Source organism: Kineococcus vitellinus (assembly GCF_009906315.1).
Taxonomy (GTDB): Bacteria; Actinomycetota; Actinomycetes; order Actinomycetales; family Kineococcaceae; genus Kineococcus; species Kineococcus vitellinus.
Genome location: NZ_JAAALL010000235.1, coordinates 1 through 6,966, shown reverse-complemented (window position 1 = coordinate 6,966; position 6,966 = coordinate 1). Strand labels below are relative to the sequence as shown.

Here is a 6,966-nt window from a genome sequence, read left to right as displayed (position 1 = left end):
CCCCCCGGGAGTCCGCCGTGACCACCACCGCCCCATCCTCGCGACCACCACCGCCGGCCCCGTGGCGGCGCCCGCCGCGCCCGTCGACAACTGCCCCACCTACCTCGCCTGGGGCCTGGCTCTTCGGCCACCGGACCGCCGCCCTCGCTGGCGGGCCCGGCCTGTTGCCGGCGCTGCCGCCCTGGCTGCCCGCGGCCGTCCTCGCCACTGGCGTCGTCACCGCCCTGACCGGCGCACTCCTCGGCGAGGCCTGGGTCGCCGGGTTCGCGGCGCTCTTCCTGCTCATCACCGCCCTCGATGCGCAGAACCTGCAGAATTCGGCGTGGCCGGCCGGCACCGGCCTCGTCGCCGGGCTGCTCCACCTCATGAGCGGGAGGCTGCAGCGCGACGTGCTGCAGTACGCCCTCGGCACGTGGTTGGCGCTCCTCGCCACCGCGGCGGTTCTCCTCGGCGCGGGCGGGCAGGCCACGGCCACGGCCGTGCTTGGCGGCGGGGGCTACCTGCTCGCCGCAGCGCCGGAGCGCTGGAGCGCCGCCGCCTCGCCGCGCTGGGCGCAGCAGGGCGCGGGCGCCGGTGGGCACCTGCCCGGCGGCGCCCGCACCCCGCCGCGCCTTGGAGGGTGTTGCGTTACCCGGTGATCACTGAGGGTCGGTCTTCGACTCGGGAGTGAGGGTGCCGTCCTCGGCCAGGCGGCGGGCTGCTTCGGTCTCGATCGGACCGCGCGGCTCGACGTCTTGGCCGGCCAGGCGGGCCAGCATGAGCCGGATCGAGGCTACCTGGATCATGGCTTCGGAGTGGGCGGTCTTGCGTTCGTAGTCGCGTGCCGAGTGTCTGCACCTCGTCAACCAGGCGAAGGTCCGTTCCACCACCCAGCGCCTGGGCATTCCCCCATGCTGCGCGTGGGAGGTGCCCCCTCCTGAAAGCCTCGCACGTTCGCGTTGCGTGGCACTGCCACCACTTCGGTGCCTTCTTCGGCTGCAGCCCAACCCACCAGTGAGGCGTCGACACTGTTGACGTAGCCGCCGTCGACCCAGACCAGCCCCAGCCCCAGCCCCAGCCGGCGGTAGCGCTCGCTGATGCCGCTCAGGACCCGCTTGGCGCCGTGACGATCTTGCAGTGAGGCCGAGTGCACGACGGCTTTGAGCAGCAGGCCGCCGGTGTCGACCATTCCCCCGCAAGCGGGAGGTGCCCCCAGTGCCGTTTGCGGCCTCGGATGCGCTTGCCGGCGTCGTAGCCGATGGCCTGGCCGCCGTGGCTGGTCTTGATCGATTGGGAGTCCAGCACGGCGGCGGAGGGTTGGGGGTCACGGCCGTCGGCGAGGCGCAGGCGCTCGCGCAGCATGTCGTGGATGCGGGCCCAGGTGCCATCCGCGGTCCAGGTGGTGAACCAGCTGGGGGCACCTCCCGCGTGCGGGGGAGAGGCCACCCACCACGGGGCCAGGTCGTGGGGGATGGCGCGCCAGGGGCAGCCGGTGGTGAGGACGTAGAGGATCGTGTCGATGACCAGCCGACGTGGATGCACCAATGGGCGGCCACCGCGGCGTCGATCAGGCTGCGGCAGGAGCGGTTGCAGCAGCTGCCACTGGGCATCCAGCAGGCTGGAGTCGTAGGCCGGCTTGCACGAGCACGCACACACCGGCTGATCATGAAGTGAGGCGGTGGCCGCCAGGCCACCGCCTCACTTCACTCATTGCCGATGATCAGTAACGCAACACTCTCAGAGGCGATGCACCCTGCCGCGGCCGCCGCCGCTTCGCACTCGGCTGCGCCAACGGTCACGGACCTCCACGATGGGGTGTGAGACACGAGGCCGCGTCGCGGTGAGGGCACCGCCGCTGATGCACCGCACCACCCGATGCCCGCCCGTTCCTCACGGCTCGGTCGCTGCCGCCACGACGGTGAGGACCAGGTGCAGCTCCAGCACCACCGCCAGGACGGCGCTCCGCGCTGACCTTCTCCGATGAAACCCGTTTGATGATGATGGTGATACGACGACACCCCGCGGCTCGGCCTCGGTGCGAGTGCGCTCACGGGCCGCAGCATGCGGGAGGGCTCACCTCAGTGGCGAGCCCTCCCGCACGTCACGAGCACTTCGCGTACCACTCCGCCTGCTGTTCAGGGGACTCGAACGCCCCGGCTTGCTGCGTCTGCACCTTGATGTCCGCGCACCACCTGTCCTGCGGGCTGCCCGCGACCGCTCTGATGATGCCGAAGACACCGAGCGCGAAGACGGCCAGCGCGATGAGAACCAGGGCGACGGGCCACATGGACGGCTCCGGATCTCGGCGGGGGCCGCGGTTGGCCATCACCCATTTGCCGTTGCGCTGGGCTTGGGCCGGCTCGCCCGGGTCTCTTGGATGCATCGTCGTCCCCCTTCGACAGGGGCTCAGCGTGGCAGGGGGCGGGGGGGATGACCAGAGCCGCGACTCCCCACCTCAAGGCACACGCCCGCTCCTCGCGGGCAGTGCCTCAAGCCTACAAGTAGCCGTCCGGCGGCCGTCCTCCTGACGGCGGGCCCGTGGGGCCTGGGACGGGCGCCGGTGGCGCCGGGCGGCGTTGCTTGTACCGCCACACCACCGCTCCCGCCGCCAGCGTCAACGAGCCGGGCGCCAGGGAGAGCACCATCGGCCAGATGTACTCGTCGAAGACGGACTTGGACTCCGGCGCGGAGCGGGTCAGGACGTAGATCGTCGCTGTCGCACCCGCGGAGACCTCGGTGGGCAGCGCCGTCGTCGTCGCGTAGACCGTCCTGGCCGGCAGCGTGATCGTGCGCGCCGGCGCCGGGAACGGCTCACCGGACGCGACTCCCGGCATGTCCGTCCTCGTCACCGTCACCGATGGGGCAGCAGCGGGCACCACCAACCGCGTTCGTTCCGGTGATCGCGCTGACAGCCCGTACGTCACACCGATGTACGCGAAGCCCGTCAGCAAGCCGAGCAAGACCAAGATGACTGCGGCTTGCAACCACCCGCGGGGCATGGGCGGCGCAGCAGTCCGAGTCTGCGCGCTGCCGTCATGCTTGGCCACGGGGTGAACCTACTGCCGCTCAGCGCGCGAGCGCCGGGAGAACGCACGGCGCCTTCTGCTTGTTGCGCCACTTCCCGGCGGCGGGGCGATCGACGCCCTCCAGTGCTCCGCTCAGCTGCCGCTCGATAGCGCCGCGCGAGGTCGGCGGGGTCTTCGGGTCGAGCGTGCGGCCGGGGTCGGGAGCGATCAGCTGCGGTTACCGCTTCGCAGCGGCACTGCCCCTTGGTGCTGCTCCGGACCCATCTGCCTGGCGCGCCGCGGCGTCGGCATCGTCCGGGCCCGCTCGTCCTGCGGCCGCTCCACCTCACCGCTGCTCCGGCTCGCGGCTGCGCCCAGCCGGTCGCAGCACCCTCATACGGCTGCTGCATCGCCGCCGGGTCGGTGGCGCGAGCCCGACGACCGTCTCGCATCTTCGTTCCATTCCACTCGCTCGCACCGCCCGGTGCTAGCCCCGGGCAACAAGAGGACCCTCTGTGGACGAGGCTCGCACCCTGGCGGACGTCACCGGCCTGCCGGCCCGGATGCGCTGCCCGTCGCCGCAGGCTTGAGCGGCGAGCGGGCCGCGGTCGTGCGCGAGAGCACCCAGGCGCGGATCGTGTGGTTGCGCGGTGACGACAGCCCCTCGCGTACCGGCATGACGGGCGCCGCGTTGGCAGCTGCGCTGACGCACCACAGCAGCCATGACGCGCTGCTCGTCTGGTGGACCGCGGCAGCTGGGCCGAGGGATCCCACTGCCGGTCACGGCGACACCCTCACCAACTCTTGACCGACGGGGTCGCGGCTCGCTTACTCGCCACGGGAGTCCTCGACCCCGACGTCAGCGACCGCATCACCGACGGCGTGGCCGTGTCTTGCACAAGGTCACCGCAACGGTGCCGAGCACGTAGCTGCCCTGGCGGTGCAGGCGTTCACCGCGTGGAGCCTGCGACATCACCATCGCCACCGAGCCGCGGGCACGCGAGGCCATGCAGCACGACGACCGGTGCTCCCTGGCCCGCCTGGCGTACGCCGCCGTCTTCCGCCGCTCGCTGCCAGCCCCGTCCGGCCCGCTCAGCCCCGCCCGGCCCTGCTCACAGCGGAACTACTCGGACCAGCGGGGTCAGTGCCCGGGTCAGCGGTTCGTCGTTGGTGACCAGCGTCCAGTCGCGCGTGAGGGCGGTCGCGGCGATCATCAGGTCGTTCATCCGCTGGCGAGGATTCTGCCCCGCACTGAGGGCTGATTCGGCGACCTGCTGGAAGGCGGCCGCGATGGTGCTGTCGAGGGGTACGGGCGTCCAGGTGGACAGCACCCGCTGGAGGTTGGCGGTGCGCCGACTGGCCTCGGCGGTGCTCTCCGTGGTGTGGCGGTTGAGTGCGGCTGCGATGCCGTAGTTGAGCTCCACGTGCGTGATGACGGAGATGTGGGTGATGGTGCTCGCGGGCAGCGCCGTCGGCACGCGCGGATCCAGCAGGTTGAGGACGGCGTTGGTGTCGAGCAGGTGGCTCACCGCTGCTCGCTCACCCGTTGCCCTCGACGCTGATGGTCCTGCCGGTGCTGAACTGAGCCTGGTCGGCCGCGAACTGCTCGGACTCGCGAGCGATGACCTCCTTGCTCCCCGCGTCCATCCGCTCGTGGCCGAAGCGTTCCTGACCGAGGTGCTCGCGGTGGATGCGTTCCACCTCGTCGGCGGCCGCCACATCGAGCCCGGCATCGCGCAGGACCTTCTCGGTGAAAGGGTCGCGCGGCTCCCACCGGGCCTGGTCCAGGTCGGCCTTCAGGGCGTCGATGTCGCTGGTGGTCATCGCTGCGGACAGCTGCCCGAACGCCTCACCGAGGGGGACGCCTTCGCGTGGGCCGGCGGCCTGGGGGACGGGGCTGATCTGCGCGACGGCTCGACCGTGGTTGGTGATGGTGTAGGTCTCACCGTCCTCTTCGACCTCACGCAGGACGCGACCGTACTCGTTGCGCAGGTCGCGCACGGGGATGGTCTTCACCCGCTCGAGTGTAGCGAGCTCGCTACGACTTGCCCACTGGTGTCGTCCTACGGCAGCGCCGAGGACGACGCTGATCGCAGTGCGGCGAGGAGGACGGCGCGTCCCAGTAGGTCGCGGTAGGCCGACGCTGCACGAGCACGAGCGAGTACGGGCACGAGCGCGTGTGGCCGCCGCATCGCAGGGACCACCACGACGTACCGGCGCTCGCGCTCACGCCGATCACCGAGGAGATCGCCGAGGTGGTGCGGGTGGTGCCGGCCGGCCAGCCGATGTTCCCCGCCCGCGGGCCCCTGCTGCAGCGCCAAGCTCACCCCGCGCAGGACAGGGGTGCCGCCGTAGGACTTCGTGATGGCTTCAGCTGTACCGTTGCCCCTGGCGTGGCCACACCTGCAGCCGTCGTGCGGTCACACTCACGGTTAGACCTGCGGCCACGGGGCAGCCGCGGGCGCAGTGCCGACGGGGACGCGGTGCTCGCCGGAGGCGCAGTGGAGGCGGTGGACGGGTAGTCGCGGCTGCTGCGCGCGTCCCCCTCTGGTGGGTCTTCTCAAGCGACGGTCGATCTGTCACCCTGCGTGATGCAAGACCTCAGGAAGCCGGTGGGTGGAGCAACACCTTCTGGAACATGAGCACTGCCAGTTCCCCACGCGACAGCGGGATCACCCGATGCTTGCATCGCAGCACAGTCGTCGGGTCACGATCACCTCAGTCGCACTGGACCTCGTACGGTCCCACAGCTGCCCCTCCCAGCACGTGGACAGTTGAACATCCGACCTCGGTGCTGGCGGACGAGTCCCCGTCACCACTGCGCTGGCCGAGTACCAGGTGAACCAGCTCCTCAGGCCGCTGATGAGCACTCATGCGTCGACACCCCTGGACAGGTACGTCATGACGACAGACGAGGTGGCACGCGACGCGCTGCTGGTCGATCCGAACGCCGAGCCGCACGCAGGTCCGCCACCGCACGCGACGTGCGACCTGACCATGAAGGGCGGCATCACCAGCGGGGTGGTGTACCCCCGTGCCGTGACGGTGCTCTCCCGGCACTACCGCTTCGTCAACCTCGGAGGCGCCTCGGCGGGAGCCATCGCCGCCGCCTTGGCGGCGGCCGCAGAGTGCGGGCGCTCCGTGGCGGGAGCGGGTTTCAGGCGCCTGGATGACGTGGCAGAGGAGCTCGCCGGCCGCCGGGAGGTAGCCTCCGAGGGCCGGACGGGGTTGATGTCCTTGTTCGAGCCCGCGGGAGCCACCACGCCGCTGTTCAGCCTGCTGACCGCTGGACTGGACGTGGCGGCGGCAGTGCGTGGGCGGGTGGCTCCTCGAGCGCCGGTGAGCGTCGCGGAAACCTCGGTAGGCGTCGCGGAGGGGTCGGCGGCGCGGGTGCCAGCGCGAAGGCGTCCTGCGTGGTCGCTGGTGAAGGCGCTGGGTCTGGTCGCCGCGAGCAGGCGGGCCGGGTTGCGGCTGGCCCTGGCGGTGGCGCCGGGGAGCGTGGTGCTGCTCACCTCGGTGATCACCTGGGACGAGGACGACGGGGCCGGTTCCTGGTTGCCGGTGCTCAGCGGCGGCGTGGGCGCGGGCCTGGTGGTCGTCGGCGCGGTCGTCGGGCTGGGCTGGAGCGTGGCGCACCTGCTGCGGGTGGAGGTTCCGAGGAACTCCTACGGCATCCTCACCGGCCTGGGCCGGCAGGGGTCGACGGCCGCCCTCACCCCGTGGCTGGCCGCGCGCCTGGACGAGCTGGCCGGGCGCGGCACGGCGCAGCGGCCCGGTCCGCTCACCTTCGCCCACCTGTGGGGCGCGCGCACGCCCGAGCAGAAGGCGGCCTGCCGCCGCGACCGGGAACTGCGCGCCGTCAACCTGGAGGTCATGACCACCGACCTGGTGCAGGGCCGCCCGCGGCGGCTGCCCCCGGTGGAGGACGAACTGCTGTACTTCCGCGAGCAGGAGTGGCTGGAACTGTTCCCCGAGCCGATCG

General features: G+C 71.5%; 5 protein-coding genes and 2 pseudogenes. 2 read left to right on the top strand and 5 right to left on the bottom strand.

Going from position 1 to position 6,966, the window contains the following annotated elements; all coding sequences use genetic code 11:
- Window positions 1-164 precede the first annotated feature (164 nt).
- A complete protein-coding gene (locus GTQ99_RS17465; RefSeq protein WP_166617004.1) occupies window positions 165-638 on the top strand; it encodes a hypothetical protein in 474 nt (157 codons plus the stop codon).
- On the opposite strand, the pseudogene GTQ99_RS27585 reads toward GTQ99_RS17465, so the two are convergent.
- From GTQ99_RS27585 to GTQ99_RS17440, 5 genes and pseudogenes are all read right to left on the bottom strand, one after another.
- Window positions 639-1,635: pseudogene (locus GTQ99_RS27585) on the bottom strand (IS5 family transposase).
- A 445-nt stretch (window positions 1,636-2,080) separates the two neighbouring features.
- Window positions 2,081-2,266, bottom strand: coding sequence for a hypothetical protein (locus tag GTQ99_RS17455; protein ID WP_166617003.1), 186 nt, complete (start codon window positions 2,264-2,266; stop codon window positions 2,081-2,083).
- A gap of 208 nt (window positions 2,267-2,474) precedes the next feature.
- Window positions 2,475-2,813 (bottom strand): hypothetical protein, encoded by a 339-nt coding sequence (locus GTQ99_RS17450; RefSeq protein ID WP_166617002.1) that lies wholly within the window; start codon window positions 2,811-2,813, stop codon window positions 2,475-2,477.
- A gap of 1,283 nt (window positions 2,814-4,096) precedes the next feature.
- Window positions 4,097-4,513 carry a PIN domain-containing protein gene (locus tag GTQ99_RS17445; RefSeq protein ID WP_166617001.1) on the bottom strand — a complete coding sequence of 139 codons (417 nt, stop codon included), beginning with the start codon at window positions 4,511-4,513 and terminating at the stop codon, window positions 4,097-4,099.
- 10 nt (window positions 4,514-4,523) lie between these two features.
- Complete coding sequence (locus GTQ99_RS17440; RefSeq protein ID WP_166617000.1) at window positions 4,524-5,000, bottom strand: type II toxin-antitoxin system prevent-host-death family antitoxin; 477 nt, start codon at window positions 4,998-5,000, stop codon at window positions 4,524-4,526.
- A gap of 1,407 nt (window positions 5,001-6,407) precedes the next feature.
- Between GTQ99_RS17440 and GTQ99_RS25375 the strand changes: the two are divergent.
- Window positions 6,408-6,966: pseudogene (locus GTQ99_RS25375) on the top strand (hypothetical protein); the annotation flags it as partial.